This is a genomic window from Actinomadura montaniterrae (assembly GCF_008923365.1).
In the GTDB taxonomy this organism is placed as follows: domain Bacteria; phylum Actinomycetota; class Actinomycetes; order Streptosporangiales; family Streptosporangiaceae; genus Spirillospora; species Spirillospora montaniterrae.
Genome location: NZ_WBMR01000189.1, coordinates 1 through 17,744, shown reverse-complemented (window position 1 = coordinate 17,744; position 17,744 = coordinate 1). Strand labels below are relative to the sequence as shown.

Here is a 17,744-nt window from a genome sequence, read left to right as displayed (position 1 = left end):
CCCCCCACGCCCCCCCTTGTGGTTGCGGCCCTTGGTCATCTAGCGGCTTGCGACGCTTCTGATTTTTGGGGCTTCGCCCCTCGCCCCCTTGGGGCTTCGCCCCTTTCCCCTTTGTGGTTGCGGTCCTTGGTCACCTTGCGGTTGGTGGCACTTCTGTTCTTGGGGCTTCGCCCCTTGGCCCCTTGTGGTTGCTGTTGGTGGGCATCGTTAGGGCTGGGGTCAGCGGGGGCGGTGTAAACGGGGGGAGGTCGGGGAGGCAGTCTGGGTGATCTTGATGGAGGGGGCGGGGGCGTGGTCTGGCTGATCCTCATCGGGGCCGGGGTGATGGAGACGGTGTGGGCGGCGGCGCTGGAGGCGTCCCACCAGTTCTCGCGGGTTGGGCCTACCGTTCTGTTCCTTGTGGCGCTCGCGTTGAGCATGGTGGGGCTCGGGCACGCGTTGCAGTCGTTGCCGCTTGGGACCGCCTATGCGGTGTGGACGGGGATCGGTGCGGTCGGGGCCGCCGTTTACGGGATGCTCGTCCTGCACGACCCCGTGACGTTCGCGCGGATCGTGTGCCTGCTGCTGATCGTCGCCGGGGTCGTCGGGTTGCGGGTCATCGCCTGAGGAAGGGCAGGTCCGCGGCGGACTCCAGGAGATGGGTGTGGGGGTGGCGGCCCAGGTCGGTGGCGGTGCTCGCGCCGGTGGTGACGGCGACGACGTAGCGGGCGCCCGCGTTGCGGCCGGCGGCGAGGTCGTTGGGAGTGTCGCCCGCGACGAGGACGCGGTCCACGCTCGTCACGCCGGCCAGTTCCATGGCGTGGAAGATCATGTACGGGGCCGGGCGGCTCGCGGCGACGTCGTCGCTGGTCACCAGGCCGTCGACGGTCCAGTCGAGTGCGTCCAGGATCGGCTCGGCGATGTCGCGGGAGTAGCCGGTCTGCAGGACGACCTTGACGCCCGCGGCGCGCAGTTCGGCGATGGCCTCCGGGACACCGGGGACGGGCCTCGGGGGGTCGGCGGCGTAGGCCTTGGTGAGGCGGACGGTGAAGTCGGCGTAGACGGTCTCGACGTCGGCGGGGGGCGCCGTGCCGGTCAGTTCGGTGAGGAGGCCGGCGACGGCCTCGTGCTTGCTGGTGCCGGTCCAGCGGTGCAGGACGTCCGCGGGGACGGGGCGGCCGAGATGCGCCGCGACGGCCTGGTCGAGCGCGGCGTACACGGCGCCGCCCTCCTGGACGGTGGTGCCGGCCATGTCGAGGGCGGCGAGTTCGAAGGTCACAGGGCCTCTCCTGTCTCGGGCACGGTGCGGACGAGCGCGAGATGGTGCGCCCGCTCGTTCGCGATGGTGAAGGTGGCGCGGTCGGGGCGGTAGCGGTCGTCGCCGTACTCCACAGGACGGCCGTCCGCCAGGCTCGCCGTGCGGCGCTCGCGCAGCAGCGGGCCGCCCTTCGGGACGCCGAGCAGGCGCGCGTCCTCGGCGGGGGCGGCGATCGCGTCGATGGTGTGGGTGGCGGCGACGATCTCCACGCCGCGGGCCAGCAGGCCCGCGTAGATGGAGCCGGCGTCGGGATCGAAGTCGAACAGCAGCAGGCCGATGTCCAGCACGAACGTGCTGCGTTCCAGCATGACGGACTCGTCGTCGAGGAGCCGGAGCCGCAGCACGTCGATGACCGGTTCGCCGGGCTCCAGGCGCAGCGCGTCGGCGGCGACCGGGTCGGCGCCGCGGCGGGCCAGCTCGATGGTGCGCTGGCCGGGCCGGTGCCCGGAGCGCTCCACCCAGGCGGAGAAGGACAGGAACGTCTCGAACGGCTGGCCCATCGGCCGCCGGCGGACGATGGGGCGGCGGCCCTGGCCGCCCTCGATGAGGCCCTCGTTGCGCAGCGTGGACAGCGCCTGCCGGACGGTGCCGCGGGACGTCCCGAACTCCTCGACGAGCCGGGCCTCCGACGGCAGCGGCTCCCCCACGGCGAGAGCGCCGGAGACGATCCGTTCCCGCAGCGCGTCGGCGAGCTTGGCGTGCAGTGATCCCGACGGCATGGGCTGACCATACAAGGGCGGACGGTTGGGCTGTCAATGTGTGGAAACGCCATTGTTTTCGCAGGTGAACGGATGGTTAACTTGTTTGTACAAGTCTCTTTGGGCGGTTGACGGGGCGGTCGTCGCGGTCCGAGTCTCGGGGCCATGTCCCCCCTTCCCTCCACTCCCGTGGACCTGCTCGTGGTCGGTGCCGGCGTCGTCGGGCTGGCGCACGCCGTCGAGGCGCACCTGCGCGGGCTCGCGGTCGCGGTCGTCGACCGCGACGCCTTCGCCGCCGGCGCCTCGGTCCGCAACTTCGGCCATGTCTGCGTGACGCCCCAGGACGGCGACGCGCTCCGGTACGCGCTGGCCGGGCGCGAACGCTGGCTCTGGCTGGCCGCCAAGGCCGGCTTCGACGCCGCCGAGTCCGGCACGCTCGTGGTCGCGCGCCGGCCGGAGGAGATGGCCGTCCTGGAGGAGTTCGCCGCGCTGCGGGGCGGCGAGCAGGTGCGGTTGCTGGACGCGGCGGGCGTCGCGCGGCGCCTGCCGGGCGCCGGGGCGCTGGGCGGTGCGCATCTGCCTCTTGACCTGCGGCTGGACTCGCCGACGGTGATCCCTGCGCTGGCCGGCTGGCTGGAAGGGCAGGGCGTCCCGATCGCGTGGCGGACCAGCGTGCTGGCGGTGGAGCCGGGCCTGGTCCGCACGACGCGGGGGGACGTGCGCGCTGAGCGGACGGTCCTCGCCGTCGGACACGACCTCGACCGGCTGCTGCCGGACGTCGCCGAGGCGGCGGGGATGACCCGCTGCCTGCTGCGGATGCTGGAGGTCGCGCCGCCGGGGGGCGTCCGGGTGGCGCCGGGCGTGCTGACCGGGCTGTCGCTGCTGCGCTACGGCGGGTTCGCCGGACGGCCGTCGGCCGCCGCGCTGCGGGAGGCCGTCGCGGCGGAGTCCCCCGAGCTGCTGGACGCCGGCGTCAACCTGATGTTCACCCAGCGTCCGGACGGCGCGATCGTGCTCGGCGACACCCACCACTACTCCGCCACCCACGCGCCGTTCGACGACGAGGAGACGGCGGAGCTGCTGCTGCGCGAGGGCGCGCGGCTGTTCGGCGTCCCGTCGCTGCGGGTGCTGCGCCGCTGGCGCGGCCAGTACGCCTCGGCGCCCGCCGCCGTCCTCGACACGGAGGTGGCCGGCGGCGTCCGCGCCGTCTCGGTCACCTCCGGCATCGGCATGACCATCTCCCATGGGCTGGCTTCCGCCGTCCTGGATTCGCTGTTCTGATGAAAGGCCTTTCCATGCGCCGTTTCCGGCTCTCCATCGCGATGGCCGCGTCGCTCGCCCTCGCCCTGACGGGCTGCGGCGGCGGCTCGTCCGACGACGCCAAGGGGTCCTGCCCCGGCGGCAAGGTCCGCTTCGGCGTCGAGCCGTTCGAGGACGCCGCCAAGCTGACGCCCGCCTACAAGACGCTGGGCAAGGCCCTTGAGGCCAAGCTGGGCTGCCCCGTCGAGGTGCAGATCGTGCAGGGCTACTCCGCCGAGGTGCTCGCGCTGCAGAACAAGAAGCTCGACGTGGCGCAGTTCGGGCCGCTCGGGTTCGTGTTCGCGTCGCAGCGCACCGGCGCGCAGCCCGTGGTGTCCTTCGGCAACCCGGACGGTTCCGTGTCGACGTACAAGGCGGGCATCTGGGTGAAGAAGGACAGCCCGGTCGCGACCGTCGCCGACCTCAAGGGCCGCACGCTCGCCCTCTCGGACGCGGGGTCGACGTCGGGCGACGCGCTGCCCCGCTACGCCATCCGGAAGGCGGGGCTGTCGGAGTCCGACGTGAAGCTCCAGTACGCCGGCGGCCACCCGCAGTCGCTGCTCGCGCTGACGTACGGGAAGGTCGACGCGGCGGAGATCAACACGCAGCAGCAGGCGACGTCGACGTCGGAGCACCAGTTCGACGCCGCGAAGTACAAGCAGATCTGGGCGTCCGACCCCATCCCGAACGACCCGATCAGCGTCGCGAAGGACCTCGACCCGGCGTTCAAGAAGAAGCTCGTCGCCGCGCTGACCTCGCTGTCCCCGCAGGACGTTTCGAAGGCGGGCGCGTTCCTCGACGTCGAGCCGGGGCCGCTCGTCCCGGTGACGAAGCAGACGTACCAGCCGCTGTTCGACCTGGCCAAGACGCTCGGCCTCACCGAGAAGAACCTGTAGGGCCATGACCGCCAACGCGCTCACGGTCCGCGGCCTGCGCAAGTCCTTCGGCGGCCGCACGGTGCTGTCCGGTTTCGACCTCGACGTGGCGCCCGGGGAGGTGGTCGCGGTCCTCGGCGCCAACGGGTCGGGCAAGTCGACCGCGCTGAAGTGCGTGGTCGGGCTGGTGCGTCCCGACGCGGGACGCGCCGGGGTGTTCGGCGCGGACCTGCTCGACGGGTCCCGGGCGGCCGACCGCGCCCGCACCCGCGTCGCCATGGTGTTCCAGCAGATCCACCTGGTGCGGCGCAGGACGGCACTGGACAACGTCTGCGCGGGGGCGCTCGGCCGGCTGCCGCTGCGCCGGTCCTGGGCGCCCGCCGCTTTCCCGCGCGAGCTGCGCGAGGAGGCGATGGCGTGCCTGGACCGCGTCGGCCTGGCCGACCGGGCGCACGAGCGGGTCGCCGCGCTGTCCGGCGGGCAGCAGCAGCGGGTCGCGCTCGCCCGGGCCCTGTGCCAGCGCGCCGAGGTGCTGCTGGCCGACGAGCCGGTCTCCGCGCTCGACCCGTCCGCCGCCGAGAACGTCATGACCGTGATGACCGACCTCGCCCGGACGGAGTCGATCGCCGTCGCGGCGGTGCTGCACCAGCCGGAACTGGCCCGCCGCCACGCGGACCGGCTCGTCGGGCTGCGCGGCGGCCGGATCGTGTTCGCCGGCCCGTCGGCGGACGTGTCCCAGGAGCAGGTGTCCTCTCTCTATGCCGTGGACGAGGAGGTCCCAGCATGAGCGTCCTCGTGACCGACCGCGCGCCGGAGCGGCTGCCGGTGCCGCCGCGGCGGCGCAGCCCCCGCACGCTGGCGATCGGCGGCGCCGTCATCGCCGTCCTCGTGGCGCTGCACGTCGCCGCGTGGATCGGCACCGGCATGGACCTCGGGATGCTGGCCGACGGCTGGCACGGCATGGTCCGGTTCGTCTCCGAGGCGTTCCCGCCGGACCTCGCCTGGGATCCCGTCGTCAAGGACGGCCTGCACGCCTGCCTGGTGACGCTGTGGATCGGGCTGCTCGGGACGACGCTGTCCATCCCGTTCACGATCGTGCTGTGCGCGCTCGGGTCGCGCGCCGTCAACGGCAACGCCGCCGTCTACCAGGCGGCGCGGGGCGTCATGTCGTTCCTGCGCGCCGTGCCGGACGTGGTGTTCGCGCTGATCTTCGTGACCGCGGTCGGGCTCGGCCCGTTCGCCGGGGTCCTCGCGCTGATCTGCAACAACACCGGCGTGATGGGCAAGCTGTGGTCGGAGGCGATGGAGGAGGTCGACGACGGCCCGGCGCAGGCGCTGCGGATCGCCGGCGCGAGCCGCGCGCAGCTCGTCGCGCACGCGGTGCTGCCGGCGTGCGTGCCGCAGCTGGTGGGGCTGGTGCTGTATCGGCTGGACGTCAACGTGCGGGCGTCGCTGGTGCTCGGCCTGGTCGGCGCCGGCGGCATCGGGTTCCTCATCAACCAGTCGATCCAGGAGTTCCGGTTCGACCAGATGCTGACCTATATCCTGATGGTGCTCGTGCTGGTCGTGGCGGTGGACCTGCTCAGCTCGTTCGTCCGGCGCAGGCTCGCGCCGTGACCGCGCTCGCCATGGTGTGGCCGGGCGTGGGCGGGCGGCACCGGGCGCTCGCGGTGGATCCGCCGGACCCGGCGCCGGGCGAGGCGCTGGTCGAGGTGGAGCTCGCGACGGTCTGCGGCTCGGACCTGCACACGGTGTCCGGCCGCCGTCCCGGTCCGGCGCCCGGGGTGCTCGGCCACGAGACCGTGGGGCGGGTCGTTGGCCTCGGCGACGGCCCGGCTCCGCGCGATGTTCGCGGGCGGGCCGTCGCGGTCGGGGACCGGGTCGCGGTCGGGATCTACGCGGCGTGCGGTGCCTGCCCGCGCTGCGTCCGCGGCCTGCCGCAGAAGTGCGAGCGGCTGTTCAAGTACGGTCACGTGGCGCTGGCGGAGGCCGGGCCGCTGTCGGGCGGCTACGCCAGCCACGTGCTCGTCCGCGCGGGCACCCCGCTCGCGGTGGTGTCCCCGGACCTGCCCGCCGCGCTGGCGGCGCCGCTCGGGTGCGCGACGGCGACGGCGGTCGCGGCCGTCTCCGCGGGCGGCGGCGAGGTGCGCGGCCGGAACGTCACGGTCTGCGGCGCGGGCCTGCTCGGCCTGCTGGCGACGGCGATGCTCGCCGGGCGGGGTGCGGCGGTCACGGCCGTCGATCCCGACCCTGGACGCCGCGAGACCGCGCGGCTGATGGGCGCCGCGAACGCCGTCGATCCCGGCGCGGAGCCGCCGCCCGCCGATCTCTACATCGAGCTGTCCGGTGCGCCCGGCGCGGCACGGGGCGCGGTGGCCCGCACCGCGACGGGCGGGACCATCGTGCTCGCCGGGACCGTCTCGCCCGGCGCGCCGCTGGACTGGGAGGCGCAGGACCTGGTGCGGGGGCTGATCACGGTGCGGGGCGTCCACAACTACGCGCCCGCCGACCTCGCGGAGGCCGCCGCCTGGACCGAGTCCGCCGCCGCGCGCCTGCCGGTCGAGGCGCTGCTCGGCGCCGTCCACCCGCTGGACGGCCTCGACGCGGCGCTGGCGGAGGCGGCGCGGTCGACCTCGATCCGTGTCGGGGTCGCTCCGGGGGCGTGAGCGGAAATCGATACGGGCCGCCGGGCGTTGCAGTGGGTCAACCGTCCTTGAGAAAGGTGTCCCATGCGTGTCGAGATCTGGTCCGACGTGATCTGTCCCTGGTGCTACATCGGGAAGCGCCAGTTCGAGCGGGCGCTCGGCAGTTTCGAGCACCGCGACCAGGTCGAGATCGCCTACCGGGCGTTCCAGCTCGACCCGTCCTACCCGGCGGGCCGGACGGAGGACGTGGCGGACATGCTGTCGGCCAAGTACGGCATGTCGCGCGAGCAGGCCGTCCAGATGAACCAGCAGATGGAGGAGCGCGCCGCCGGGGTCGGCTTGGAGTACCACCTGGAGGGCGGGCAGGTGGGCAACACCGCCGACGCGCACCGGCTCGTGCATCTCGCGGGCGAGCAGGGCGTGCAGGACGGCGTGGTGGAGGCGCTCTACAAGGCGCATTTCACCGACCGGCGCTCGGTGTTCGACCGTGACTCGCTGGTCGAGGTCGGGGCGGAGGCGGGGCTGGACGCGGCGGCGGCCCGCGACGTGCTGGCCTCGGGGAAGTTCACCGCCGAGGTCGAGGCCGACCAGCAGGAGGCGCAGCGGCTCGGCGCCACCGGCGTGCCGTTCTTCGTCCTCGACCGCCGCTACGGGGTGTCCGGAGCGCAGCCGGCCGAGGCGTTCGCGCAGGCCCTCGACCGTGCCTGGAACGAGGCGCGCTAGCGGGCCGGGGCGGTGTCGGCGCGGCGGCGCCGCGCGGCCGGGCGGGGCTTGGCGTCCGGGGACGCGGCGGGCAGCCGGACGGTGAACGACGCGCCGGCGCCCGGGCGGCCGGACGCCTCGACCGTCCCGCCGTGGCTCTCCACGACCTCGCGGACGAGCGCGAGGCCCAGCCCGAAGCGGCGGCCCCGGCCCTGCGCGCCGCGGGTGAAGCGCTGGAAGATCCGTTCGGCGTCGGCGGGGTCGAAGCCGACGCCGTCGTCGCGGACGGTCAGCTCGATCCGGCCGCCGTCACGGGCGAGCACCACCGCGACGCGCCCGCCGGGCGGGGTGTGCCCGATGGCGTTGTCGAGCAGCGCGCCCACGACGCGGCGCAGCGCGGACGCGACGCCGTCGACGACCTGCGGCGTCCCGGCGCCGGCGACGTCCAGCACGACGTCCTGCGCCCGCGCCCGGACCGACTCGGCGGCGACCAGCGACGCGACGATCTCGGCGAGGTCGACGGCCCGCCCCTCCACGGCGTGCGGGCGGAGCCGGGCCGACAGCAGCAGGTCCTCGATCACCTCGCCGAACTGCCGGGTGTCGGAGACGATGGCGCCGAGCTCGTCGCCGAGCGCGCCCGGCCCGGTGCGCCGCGCCAGCAGCTGCGCCCGGACGTGCAGGCGCGTCAGCGGGGTGCGCAGCTCGTGGCTGGCGTCGGCGACGAACCGGCGCTGCCGGTCCAGCGCCTCGGCCAGCGGCGAGATCGCCCGCCGCGCCAGCAGCAGGCCGGTGACGAGCGCGGCGAGCAGGCCGCCGATCTCGGCGACGCCGAGCGCCTTGTAGAGCCGGTGCCGTTCCTGGATCTGGTAGCGGCGGTCGAGCGCGGCCTGCAGGACGACCGGTCCGTGGTGCTCGGTGCGCACCAGGTAGGCGACCCCGTCGATGCGGTGCTCCCGCACGACCGTGCCGGGCGCGTCGAGGTCGGCGCGGACGGGCAGCCCGGCGGGCGCGTTCGGCGTGCGGCGCGTGCCGCCGTCCTCCACGGCGAACATCCACACGCAGGGCGGCGCGTTCTCGACCGCGTTCGCGGCGATCACGTGCCGCAGGTCGCGCTCGGCGTCGCTGCGCTGCCCGGCGCTCATCGCCAGGTAGACGAGGGCCCCGACGAGCGCGATCACGACGGTGACCGCCGCCGCGAGCTGCAGGGTGAGGACCCAGCCGACCCTGGACAGGACTCGCGCGTCCGGCCCGTCCATCGGGCCTCCCCTCCGCGTCCTCACAGCTCCCCCGCCCGGTAGCCGAGGCCGCGGACGGTCCGGACGGTGCCGCGGCCGAGCTTGCGCCGCAGGTAGTGGACATAGGTGTCGACGATCGACTCCGAGGTGGTCTCCGCGAAGACCCGCTCGCGCAGCTCCGCGCGGCTGAACACCATGCCGGGCCGGCCGGCGAGGACGCGCAGCAGCTCGAACTCGCGGGCGGACAGCTCGTGCTCGGTGCCGTCGGCGAGCCGGGCGCGGTGCCGCACCAGGTCGAGCTCACCGGCGCCGAGCGGCAGCGTCGCGGCCCGGTCGGCGTGCCGGCGGCGCAGCGCCCGGACGCGCGCGAGCAGCTCGTCCACGTCGAACGGCTTGACGAGGTAGTCCTCGGCGCCGGAGTCGAGGCCGGCGACCCGGTCGGCGACGGTGCCGAGCGCGGTGAGCACGAGCACCGGGGTGGCGACGCCCTTCCCGCGGATCCGGCGCAGCACGTCAAGGCCGTCGAGGCCGGGCAGCAGCCGGTCGACGACCAGCACGTCGTAGGCGCGGGCGAGCGCCAGGTGCAGGCCGCGGTGGCCGTCGGGGGCGACCTCGACGCGGTAGCCCTCGCCGGTGAGCAGCTCGTCCAGCATCCCCGCGATCTCGGGGTCGTCCTCGACGAGGAGGATCCGGGGCGGATGCGCGTCCACGCCCCCAGGATTCCACGCGCTTGATCTTGATGGCGAGACCGCGCGGAGGCCGCCTCCGGCTCAGGGCGCGGGGACGTGCAGGACGAACGGCTCGCAGTGCGCCCGCACGCCCCACGGACCGCCGGAGACGCCGAGGCCGCTGTGCTTGGTGCCGCCGAACGGCTCGTCGAGCGACATCCGCATGTGCCCGTTGACCCAGGCGGTGCCGCAGTCGAGGCGCGCGGCGACGGCGGCGGCGCGGCCTGCGTCGGCGCCCCAGACGGACCCGCAGAGGCCGTACGGGGTCGCGTTGGCGAGGGCGATCGCCTCGTCGACGTCGCGGTAGCGGACGACGGGCAGCGCGGGCCCGAACTGCTCCTCGTCCACGATCCGCATGCCCGCCTCGGCGCCGGCCAGGACGGTCGGGGCGAAGAAGAACCCGGGCCGGTCGAGCGGGGCGCCTCCGGCGGCGGCGCGGGCGCCGGCCGCCAGGGCCTCGGCGACGAGGCCGCGCACGCGCTCGTACTGCGGGCGGTTGGCGATCGGCCCGATCTGCGTGGCGGGGTCCCTGCCGTCGCCGACGACGGCCTTCGCGGCGCGTTCGGCGAGCGCGCCGACGAGGTCGTCGTGGAGTGCGGCGGGCGCGTAGACGCGCTTGACCGCCATGCAGATCTGGCCGCAGTTGGCGAAGGCGCTCCAGAACAGGCCGTCGGCGACGGTGTCCACGTCGGCGTCGTCGAGGACGATCGCGGCGTCGTTGCCGCCGAGCTCCAGGGTGAGGCGCTTGAGGTCGGGGGCGGCGGTGGCGGCGACGTGCCTGCCGGTCGCCGCCGACCCGGTGAAGTTGATCTTCCGGATGCCGGGGTGGGCGGCGAGCCGCTCCCCCAGCGGGTCGGTGCCCGCGACCACGTTGAGCACGCCGGGCGGGAAGATCCCGGCGAGCACGCGTCCCATCGCGAGCGTCGCCAGCGGCGTGTGCGGCGACGGCTTGAGCACGACCGTGCAGCCGGCGGCCAGCGCGGGCGCGGCCTTCGCGGCGCCGAGCTGCAGCGGGAAGTTCCACGGGGCGATGGCGGCGACGGGGCCGACCGGGCGCCAGTACACCTCGACGCGCTCCCCGCCCGACCCGGGCATGACGTCCGGGGCGATCTCCAGGTCCGCGAGGTGCTGGAAGCGGGCGGCGGCGCGCGCCACCTCGGTCTCGGCGTCCCGCAGCGGCTTGCCCTGCTCGGCGGTCAGGATCGGGGCCAGCGCGCCCGCCGCCTCGCGCAGCGCGGCGGCGGCCTCGGCCAGGCACGCACGGCGTGCACCGGCGTCGGCCCGCCAGTCCGGCCAGGCGTCGTTCGCCGCGCGGACCGCCGCGTCGAGGGCGGTGCCGTCGCAGTCGGGGGCGCGGTCGAACTCCTCACCCGTCGCCGGGTCGACCACGCCGAACGTGCGCGGCGAGGCGGTGAGGGCGCCGCCGATGAGCATCTCGTTCACGCGTCCGCCTTCAGCAGCCGGGACGGGTTGACCGAACTGGTCTCGTGTACCTGCTCGTCGCTCAGCCCGAACGCGCGCATGTGGGCGCGGAGCAGGCGCAGCGCCTCGACGGTGTTGGGGAACAGCGGCTCGCCGGCGTCGCTGGACAGCGTCACGTGCCGGGTGCCGAGCGCCTGGATCGCCGCGCACATCCGGGCCGGGTCGACGCCGAGCAGCGGCGAGATCTCGTCGTAGGTGAAGTTCATGGTGATCCCGGCGGACGCCAGCTCGCGCATCTGGTCCAGCGACAGGTCGATGAACGGGCTGAACGGGTGGTCGATGACGGCCTTCGTGATGCCGAGATCGCGGACCTCGTCCGCCATCGCGTAGATCTCCTCGTGCGTGGCGTGCGCGAACGAGACCATCACGTCGTGGTCTGCGGCGATGCGGAAGACCTCCTTGTAATCGCGTTTCAGCGCGCCGCGGTCGTCGAGCGTGTACGCGCCGGCGCGCAGGGCGTCCGGCCAGGGCAGCGGATCGCTCCACTCGCGGGAGTCCTCGCCCCACCAGACAGGCAGCCCGCCGACCTTGTGCAGCGTGTTGGCGCTGCGGAAGACCGGCATCCAGATCGCGGCGGCGCCGTCCTCGACCGCACAGCGGGCGGCCTCGGGCAGCGGCATGCCGCGGGTGTCGGTGGCGATCCACCCCGACCACAGCCGCACCGGCTCGATGCCGTGCTCCTCGCACCACTTCCCGAGGTCGGCTTCGACCTCGCGGACGACGGCCGCCGGGCCGGGCGCGTCCGGCCGGTTCATGCCGACGACGCTCTTGAACAGCAGTCCCTTCATCCCGCTCGCCGACGCGAGCTTCGCGATGGCGAGCGCGTCCTGCTGGCCCTCGTGGGCGTGGCAGTGGATGTCGACCGCGTCCTCGACGCCGAACACCGCCGGCGGCACGAGCGCCTGCCCTCGGTAGCCCATCCGGGCCCGGTAGGACGAAAGGAAACGGTCGTGCGGGGCGCCGTCCGGGCGGCGCAGCCTCGCCTCGGCGAGCAGTTCGTCGTCCAACGCGGTCAGCCTTCCTCTCCGGCGGCTCGCGGGTTCTCGAAGTAGGCGGCGGCGAGCCGCTGCCGCCGGGCGTCCAGCACCATGTACGTGCCGCAGACCAGCTGGACGAGGCTGCGCCACACGTCCTCCCACCGGTCGCGCAGCCGCAGCAGCACGAGCCGGGCGCCGTCGCGGCGGGCGGACGGGGCGCCGCGCGGTGCAAGCAGGCACGGCCCCCGGTTCGGGAGGGAGCGGGTGTGCGCGGCGGACGACGCCAGCGCGAAGCGGCGCAGCGTCTCCCGCGTCACGGCCCGCATCGCGGCGGGCGCGACGCCCCGCGCCGGGCAGGGCCGGTTCGCGGTGACGCCGAACGGGATGTGGTTGGCGTCCCGCACCGCGATGCGCTCCCACCGTCCGGGGTCGAAGCGGTCGGGGTCCTCGAAGCCGGTCGCGTGGAACTCGGGGTAGTTGAAGCACAGCACGGACCCGGCGGGCAGGGTGGTCCGCTCGTCCACGGCGATGTCCGCCGAGGTGATCCGGTGCGCGATGCCGAACAGCGGGAAGCGGCGCATGCTCTCCTCGATGACGCGGTCGAGGTAGGCGCCGTCGGCGGGGTCGGCGGCGAGGCGGTGCTGCACGTCCGGGTGCTGGGCGATCGCCATCAGCAGGTGCGCCATCGCCTCCGACATCTGCACCACGGCCGTGTTGAAGAACGTCCCCTGCAGGTAGAAGGCCTGCTCCTCCTTCGACAGCGACTCGGGGAGGGGATGGCGGACGTCGCCGAGCCGGTCCCGCAGGTAGGCGGTCAGCCGGTCCCGCCGGTCCATGTGCCGCAGCCCGCAGCACTTCAGCGCGGTGATGACGTCGTCGGCGTTCGCGACGATCAGGTCGCGGGCGTGGCGCGGGCACGGCTCGCCGAACACCAGCTCGTAGGAGAACTCCGCCCAGACCGGCATCATCAGGTCGCGCAGGCGGACGAGCCCCGGCCCGCGCTCGTCCAGCACGCGCGAGGCGCAGCGTCGCGCGAGGTCCGCGGCCTCGCCCTTCGGCCGCGCCAGGATCCGGCGGGTCGCGCGGGCGACCTCCTCGTAACGCTCCCCCGGCTCCAGGTGCTCCTGGTGGACGTGCGGCCCCGGCGCCAGCCAGTACCAGAACAGGTCGGACAGCGGCGCGCCCGCGCTGCGCCCGTCCGCCGCCGGATGGGCGTAGACCTCGCGGAACCGGTCGGCGCCGACCAGGTCGCCGGGGATCGGGACGCCCTCCTCGCCGTTGACCCGCGCGAAGATCCGCACGCGCAGCGCGACCACCGCCCGCGGCAGCCAGGACGGCAGGCTCGCGAGCACAGCCAGGACCGCCGCCGCGACGGCCGCGATCAGCACGGCCCCTCCTGGACGAGCCCGCGCCCCGCGTCGGCGGGGGTCGCGCAGCCGCACAGGGTGAGGGCGTTCTCCAGCTCCCGCCGCAGCAGCCCGAGGACGTCCGCGACCCCGTCCTCGCCGGCGGCGGCGAGGCCCCACAGCGCCGGACGCCCGATCGCGACCGCGTCCGCGCCGAGCGCGAGCGCCTTGACCGCGTCGGTGCCGCGCCGCACGCCCCCGTCGAGCAGCACCGGCACCCGCCCCGCGACGGCGTCCGCGACCAGCGGCAGCCGGGCGATCGACGCGGGCGCCGTGTCCAGCTGCCGGCCGCCGTGGTTGGACACGATGACCGCGTCGGCGCCCCGCTCGACGGCGAGCCGGGCGTCGTCCGGATGCAGCACGCCCTTGACGACGATCGGCAGGTCGGTGATGCCGCGCAGCCGGTCGAGGTCGTCCCAGCACAGCTCCGGCGACAGCACGACCTGCCGGACGTGGCCGGTCCGCGCCGGATCCCCCGGCTCGCGCAGGTTCTCGCAGCGCACGCCGGGCGGCAGGTCGTGGAAGCCGTTGCGGTCGCCGCGCTCGTTGCGGCCGAGCGCGGGCGAGTCGGCGGTGACGACGAGCGCGCGGCACCCCGCCGACTCCGCCCGCCGCACGATCGCCTCCGTGAACGCCATGTCGGGCTGCGGGTACAGCTGGAACCACAGCGCCGGGTCGGGCGCCGCCTTGCGCGCCTCCGCCGCGACCTCCTCGATCGCGACCGTCGACAGCATCGCCGCGATCATGATGACGCCGGCCTTCGCGGCGGCCCGCGCCGTCGCCCGCTCGCCGTCCGGGTGCGCGAGCCGGTGGAACGCGGTCGGCGCGAGCAGCACCGGCATCGACGCCTCGTCCCCCAGCAGCGTGACGTCCAGCCGCGGCGCCCCCGCGCCGCGCAGCACGCGCGGGACCAGGGCGAGGCGCGCGAACGCCGCCTCGTTGGCGCGGACGGTCACCTCGTCCTGCGCGCCGGACGCGAAGTAGTCGTAGTGGACCGGGTCGAGCCGCTCGCGCGCGAGGTCCTCGAACTCGCGGACGTTCACCGGGGCGCCCATGTCAGGCCGTCACCGGGGCGAGCGCGGACGCGGCGAAGGCGCGGAGCGGTTCGCGGAACTCCTCCTCGCCGGACCAGTCGTTGCAGATGTCCTCCGGCAGCAGCAGCCGCCCGGCGAGCTCCCCGTCCCGGTAGTAGCGGACCACCGGGTGCAGGTAGCGGTCCTCCTTGGACGGGTCGGCCTCCCACGCGCGCCCCGCCTCGATGTCGAACGGGTCGATGTCGGCGTGCCCGGCGCCGTACTCCAGGCTGACGGTGAACCAGTCCCGCTCGTCCTCGCCCGCCATGTGCTCGGGGACGTGGTCGAGCGGCAGCTCCTCCAGGTAGCGGGCGCGGCCGTCGCCGACCGCGATCACGTCGCAGAGGAAGCCGTACTGCTGCCACAGCGCCGACGTCCGGTTGATCCGCTCCAGCACGGCGCCGGCGAGGGCGCCGGGCTCGGCCGGAAGCTCGCGTTCCGGCCAGGGCACCCCCTCGTACCGCTGCTCCAGCATCCGGTGCAGCGCGCGGACGCCGTACCGGAACCCGTGCAGGAACGCGCTGGTGAACCGCTTGAAGTCGCGCGACTGCGTGATCGTCCCAGCGAAGAACAGGTCCGGGACGTTCACCGACTCCCAGCGCGTGGTGAGCTCGGGAAACCGGTCGTCGATGACCAGGCGCGGGCGGCACGTCGCGTCGAAGATGGACGCGTCCATCCGGAAGCCCGTGCAGTTGATGACCCGGTCGTACTCCAGCGTGACGACCTTGTCCCGCCGCGCGTAGGCGATGCGGGCCCGGTAGGCGCCGCCGGCGCGGTCGATGCGCTCGACGCGGCCGTCCAGGACCATGTTCTGCGTCTTCAGCTGGTAGGTGTCCAGGAAGTTGTTGTTCACCGCGCGCAGATGGCCGATGAAGTGCGTCCGCCACGCGAACTTGACGTCGCTCGGGCCGATGACGTGGATGACGGCGGCCCGCTCGGTCAGCGCGTCCGCGGTCTCGAACGCCGAGTTGCCCTTGCCGAGGATGAGGACGCGCTGGTCGGTGAAGTCGTCGGGGTCGACCGAGACGCTGGAGTAGTGCTCGACGCCCTCGATCCCCGGGATCGCCGGGACGTTCTGCTTCCCGAACCCCGTCGCGACGACGACCCGCCTGGCCTCGTGGACCTCGCCGTGCTGGTCGGTGACCTTGAAATGCCCGTCCTTGGCGACGTTGACGACCCGGGTGCCGCACCGCACGTCCAGCTTCAACGTTGAGGCGTAGTCGGCGAGGTAGCGGACGTAGTCGTCCGCGTGCGGGAAGTAGGCGTCGGTGTACTTGCTCAGCAGCAGGTCCGGAACGTCGCTGAGCAGCGAGTTCCAGTCCATGCGCAGGTTCAGTTCGGGGTCGGTCCACCCGGTGTGCGGCTTGTTGATGGAGATCATCCGGCGGTGCCGGGGAAACGTGCGGTAGAAGGTCCCCGGGCCGGGCCCGGCCTCCAGGATGACGTGGTCGCGGCCCGCGCGCCGCAGCAGATGCCCGAGTTGCAGGCCCGCCGGTCCCGCGCCGATAACGAGGTAGTCCCGGATTCCGTCCACCGTGCAGCCTCCGTCGACTCGCCGATCGAACGCCGCAGACGGTAGGCCGGAGTTCTCAGAAGGTTCTGAGAAAGCGGCGGGACGGGTGCCGGACGGAGGACCACGCGCCCCCGCTCCGTCACCCCGCGGACACGGAACGCGCGTGGTCACGGCCGTGCGGACGGGTGCGGACGGGTCGCCGGACGCCCTGGTCGGAAGCGGGCACGGGGGCGTAAACATAATCCGATTCGGATGTCGACAGGTAGGCCCGGAAACGTCTATTTTTGACGAATCTTCAGCCTGGAACCAGCGAGGGGGCCCCGTGCAGACTCGAGCGGCGATCCTGTGGGACAAGAACACCGAATGGAGCGTCGAGGACATCGAACTCGACGACCCCAAGGCGGGTGAGGTCAAGGTCAAGCTCGCGGCGTCCGGCCTGTGCCACTCCGACGAGCACATGGTCACCGGCGACATGGTGATCGACAAGGAGATCGCCGACCTGATGGGCTGGAAGCAGTTCCCGGTCATCGGCGGGCACGAGGGCGCCGGCGAGATCGTGGAGGTCGGCCCCGGGGTCACCTCGGTGAAGGAGGGCGACCACGTCGTCCTGTCGTTCATCCCGGCCTGCGGGCGCTGCCCGTCCTGCGCGCAGGGCCGCCAGCACATCTGCGACCTCGGCGCGTTCCTGCTGTCGGGCCGGCAGATCAGCGACATGACCTCGCGGCACCACTCCAAGAACGGCGAGGACCTCGGCACGATGTGCTGCACCGGCACGTTCGAGCCGTACACGGTGGTCAACGAGTCGTCCGTCATCAAGATCGACGACTGGATCCCGCTCGACAAGGCCGCGCTGGTCGGCTGCGGCGTCACCACCGGCTGGGGCTCGGCGGTCAACGCCGCCGGTGTGCGCGCGGGCGACACCGTCGTGGTGATCGGGATCGGCGGCATCGGCATGAACGCGGTGCAGGGCGCGGCGATGGCCGGCGCCCGGCACGTCATCGCGGTCGACCCGGTCGAGTGGAAGCGGGAGAAGGCCACCAGCGTCTTCGGCGCCACGCACAGCGCCGCCTCCATCGAGGAGGCCCAGGCGATGGTCGCCGAGATGACCTGGGGCGCCAACGCCGACAAGGTCATCCTGACGGTCGGCACCGCCACCGGCGACCTCATCGGCCCGATGATGGGCATGGTCACCAAGGGCGGCCGCGGCGTCGTCACGGCCGTCGCGCCCGTCATGCAGGAGGACGTCAAGCTCAACCTGTTCGACCTGGCGATGCAGCGCAAGGAGCTGGTCGGCTGCATCTTCGGCAACGCCAACCCGCGCCGCGACGTCACCCGCCTCCTGCGCCTGTACGAGGAGGGCAAGCTCAAGCTGGACGAGCTGGTCACCAAGACCTACACCCTGGACGAGGTCAACCAGGGCTACCAGGACATGCGGGACGGCAAGAACATCCGCGGCCTGATCAAGTACTGACCGCACGCCGCACGGCGCCCCGGAACGGGAGAGGCCGCCGCGGGGACGCGCACCGTCCCCGCGGCGGCCTTCGTCGTGCGCCGGACGCCCTGCCGCGGCCTTTCCGGCTGAACCGGCGAACGCCGCGAACCGTACAACCGGATGTGCCCGCCGCGCGATCGATGCCGGGGCGGCAGGGGCACGGCGGTCACGGGCCAGGCTGGGGAGAACCGACATGCCGGTGTTTCATGCGTTCCGTTCGGTGAGCGGGCGGCGCGACGGCGAGGACGCGCGGGAGAGCGGCGCCGCGCCGGGGGCAGGGGGCGCGCCCGACGCGGGCGGCGCGCCCGACGCGCCCGACGCG

At 73.9% G+C, this 17,744-nt stretch carries 17 protein-coding genes; 8 read left to right on the top strand and 9 right to left on the bottom strand.

Annotation, left to right across the window (positions count from 1 at the left end; all coding sequences use genetic code 11):
• Nucleotides 1-291: 291 nt before the first annotated feature.
• On the top strand, nt 292-606 hold the full coding sequence (locus tag F9B16_RS39200; RefSeq protein ID WP_151545296.1) for a DMT family transporter: 315 nt from the start codon (nt 292-294) through the stop codon (nt 604-606).
• Here F9B16_RS39200 and F9B16_RS39195 read toward each other — a convergent pair.
• A complete protein-coding gene (locus F9B16_RS39195; RefSeq protein WP_151545295.1) occupies nt 596-1,258 on the bottom strand; it encodes a phosphonatase-like hydrolase in 663 nt (220 codons plus the stop codon). The genes F9B16_RS39200 and F9B16_RS39195 overlap by 11 nt on opposite strands.
• Entirely contained in the window at nt 1,255-2,016 is a 762-nt protein-coding gene (locus F9B16_RS39190) for a GntR family transcriptional regulator (protein ID WP_151545294.1), read from the bottom strand. The genes F9B16_RS39195 and F9B16_RS39190 overlap by 4 nt, the downstream gene beginning before the upstream one ends.
• Before the next feature lie 144 nt (nt 2,017-2,160).
• Here F9B16_RS39190 and F9B16_RS39185 point away from each other — a divergent pair, with 144 nt between their 5' ends.
• The 6 genes from F9B16_RS39185 to F9B16_RS39160 all read left to right on the top strand — a co-directional run bounded on the left by F9B16_RS39185 (nt 2,161) and on the right by F9B16_RS39160 (nt 7,537).
• Nucleotides 2,161-3,276, top strand: a complete 1,116-nt coding sequence (locus F9B16_RS39185; RefSeq protein ID WP_151545293.1) for a TIGR03364 family FAD-dependent oxidoreductase — start codon at nt 2,161-2,163, stop codon at nt 3,274-3,276.
• Complete coding sequence (locus F9B16_RS39180) at nt 3,276-4,190, top strand: phosphate/phosphite/phosphonate ABC transporter substrate-binding protein (protein ID WP_225992342.1); 915 nt, start codon at nt 3,276-3,278, stop codon at nt 4,188-4,190. The genes F9B16_RS39185 and F9B16_RS39180 overlap by 1 nt, the downstream gene beginning before the upstream one ends.
• Nucleotides 4,191-4,194: 4 nt before the next feature.
• Nucleotides 4,195-4,956: a phosphonate ABC transporter ATP-binding protein gene (locus F9B16_RS39175; protein ID WP_151545292.1), complete on the top strand. Its 762-nt coding sequence runs from the start codon at nt 4,195-4,197 to the stop codon at nt 4,954-4,956.
• Complete coding sequence (gene phnE, locus F9B16_RS39170; RefSeq protein ID WP_151545291.1) at nt 4,953-5,786, top strand: phosphonate ABC transporter, permease protein PhnE; 834 nt, start codon at nt 4,953-4,955, stop codon at nt 5,784-5,786. The genes F9B16_RS39175 and phnE overlap by 4 nt, the downstream gene beginning before the upstream one ends.
• On the top strand, nt 5,783-6,835 hold the full coding sequence (locus tag F9B16_RS39165) for an alcohol dehydrogenase catalytic domain-containing protein (protein WP_225992341.1): 1,053 nt from the start codon (nt 5,783-5,785) through the stop codon (nt 6,833-6,835). Before phnE ends, F9B16_RS39165 begins: the two co-directional genes overlap by 4 nt.
• Before the next feature lie 63 nt (nt 6,836-6,898).
• Nucleotides 6,899-7,537: a DsbA family oxidoreductase gene (locus F9B16_RS39160; protein ID WP_151545290.1), complete on the top strand. Its 639-nt coding sequence runs from the start codon at nt 6,899-6,901 to the stop codon at nt 7,535-7,537.
• On the opposite strand, the gene F9B16_RS39155 is transcribed toward F9B16_RS39160, so the two are convergent.
• From F9B16_RS39155 to F9B16_RS39125, 7 genes are read right to left on the bottom strand one after another with little or no spacing between them, the layout of a single operon-like run.
• Entirely contained in the window at nt 7,534-8,772 is a 1,239-nt protein-coding gene (locus F9B16_RS39155; RefSeq protein WP_151545289.1) for a sensor histidine kinase, read from the bottom strand. The two genes, F9B16_RS39160 and F9B16_RS39155, sit on opposite strands and share 4 nt — an antisense overlap.
• A gap of 20 nt (nt 8,773-8,792) precedes the next feature.
• Nucleotides 8,793-9,461: a response regulator transcription factor gene (locus F9B16_RS39150; RefSeq protein WP_225992340.1), complete on the bottom strand. Its 669-nt coding sequence runs from the start codon at nt 9,459-9,461 to the stop codon at nt 8,793-8,795.
• 60 nt (nt 9,462-9,521) lie between these two features.
• Nucleotides 9,522-10,913, bottom strand: coding sequence for an aldehyde dehydrogenase family protein (locus F9B16_RS39145; RefSeq protein WP_151545298.1), 1,392 nt, complete (start codon nt 10,911-10,913; stop codon nt 9,522-9,524).
• Nucleotides 10,914-10,918: 5 nt separating this feature from the next.
• Nucleotides 10,919-11,968, bottom strand: coding sequence for a DUF6282 family protein (locus F9B16_RS39140; RefSeq protein ID WP_151545288.1), 1,050 nt, complete (start codon nt 11,966-11,968; stop codon nt 10,919-10,921).
• 5 nt (nt 11,969-11,973) lie between these two features.
• Nucleotides 11,974-13,326: a cytochrome P450 gene (locus F9B16_RS39135; RefSeq protein WP_225992339.1), complete on the bottom strand. Its 1,353-nt coding sequence runs from the start codon at nt 13,324-13,326 to the stop codon at nt 11,974-11,976.
• Nucleotides 13,320-14,399 carry an alpha-hydroxy acid oxidase gene (locus tag F9B16_RS39130; RefSeq protein ID WP_151545287.1) on the bottom strand — a complete coding sequence of 360 codons (1,080 nt, stop codon included), beginning with the start codon at nt 14,397-14,399 and terminating at the stop codon, nt 13,320-13,322. The genes F9B16_RS39135 and F9B16_RS39130 overlap by 7 nt, the downstream gene beginning before the upstream one ends.
• A gap of 1 nt (nt 14,400) precedes the next feature.
• Nucleotides 14,401-15,951, bottom strand: coding sequence for an FAD-dependent oxidoreductase (locus tag F9B16_RS39125; protein WP_225992338.1), 1,551 nt, complete (start codon nt 15,949-15,951; stop codon nt 14,401-14,403).
• Nucleotides 15,952-16,252: 301 nt separating this feature from the next.
• On the opposite strand from F9B16_RS39125, the gene F9B16_RS39120 reads away from it, so the two are divergent.
• The gene (locus tag F9B16_RS39120; protein WP_151545285.1) at nt 16,253-17,401 is read left to right on the top strand and encodes an NDMA-dependent alcohol dehydrogenase; all 1,149 of its coding nucleotides are present in this window, start codon (nt 16,253-16,255) and stop codon (nt 17,399-17,401) included.
• Nucleotides 17,402-17,744 lie beyond the last annotated feature (343 nt).